Annotated in this window: 1 protein-coding gene and 1 pseudogene; both read left to right on the forward strand. The window is 31.9% G+C overall.

Features of this window, described 5'->3' with window-relative positions:
- Window positions 1-354, forward strand: a pseudogene (locus tag KQI85_RS16360) (hypothetical protein); the annotation flags it as partial.
- Window positions 355-543: 189 nt separating this feature from the next.
- On the forward strand, window positions 544-783 hold the full coding sequence (locus KQI85_RS16365) for a hypothetical protein (protein ID WP_216577075.1): 240 nt from the start codon (window positions 544-546) through the stop codon (window positions 781-783).
- Window positions 784-1,018 lie beyond the last annotated feature (235 nt).

Genomic DNA, 1,018 nt, shown 5'->3' on the forward strand with positions numbered 1-1,018 from the left:
GATTACTGCATAGAAGAAAATATTATGAGAGAATTTTTGATAAAGCATAAGGCGGAGGTGTTTAGTGTGTGTATAACAGAATTTGATGAAAAGATATATGAAGCAGAGTTAAGAGAAGAAGCTCGTGAAGAAGGACATACTTTGGGACGTGAGGAAGGACGTGAAGAAGGACGTGAAGAAGGACGTGAAGAGGAACGCATTAAAAATATTCGAAAAACCATCTTTCTTTTACACAGACTTAATTTTAAAAACGAAGATATAATAAAGGAAATTTCTCAAACATTTGAAATTTCCTTAGAAACAGCAGGTAAATATATAGAAGATTATTACAACGAATTATCAAAGAATAACTAAATATTTTAAGTGGTTATATAAAAAGGATTTCTCTTACTAAATAACATAAATTAATGTTTGGAGGTTTGAAAAATCTTTTTTAGGTTATTTTTTCAAAATCTCCCATAAGCTTAAATAACCGACCAAATGAATGATATTGAAAAGTCAGTCGATAAAGCTATTGAACGAAGTGATTGGAGGGTTGAGTATATGACACTGAATGCAAAAATTATGGAAGAACGTGCTGAGGCTCGTGAAGAAGGACGTGAAGAAGGGCGTGAAGAGGAACGCATCAAGAATATTTTAACCATGATATCAATTTTAAAAAGATTTGGGATTCAGGATTCTAAGATAATTGAACAGATATCCGAACAATTCTGTATAAATTCTGATGAAACAGATAAATACCTTGAAAAATATTATGAAGAGGCAGATAAAACCAACTCATAAATCCATAAAAAGTTTATACTTTTTCTTGAAATCCCCCCCTATGATTACCCCCTAAAAGGGGGGGATTTTTTTAATTCTCCATGTTATCCTATCTGTGCAGTTGAGAGTTATTGACGAACAAAAACTGCACAGATAGGAGCATTTATTAATTGTAGATGGCACGATAAGTATTAGTACCACCTTTTCAAAGAAGTATGTCATATATTGGACTATCTTATAAAGTAAGCTTTACAAA

Source organism: Falcatimonas sp. MSJ-15, from assembly GCF_018918265.1.
In the GTDB taxonomy this organism is placed as follows: domain Bacteria; phylum Bacillota; class Clostridia; order Lachnospirales; family Lachnospiraceae; genus Falcatimonas.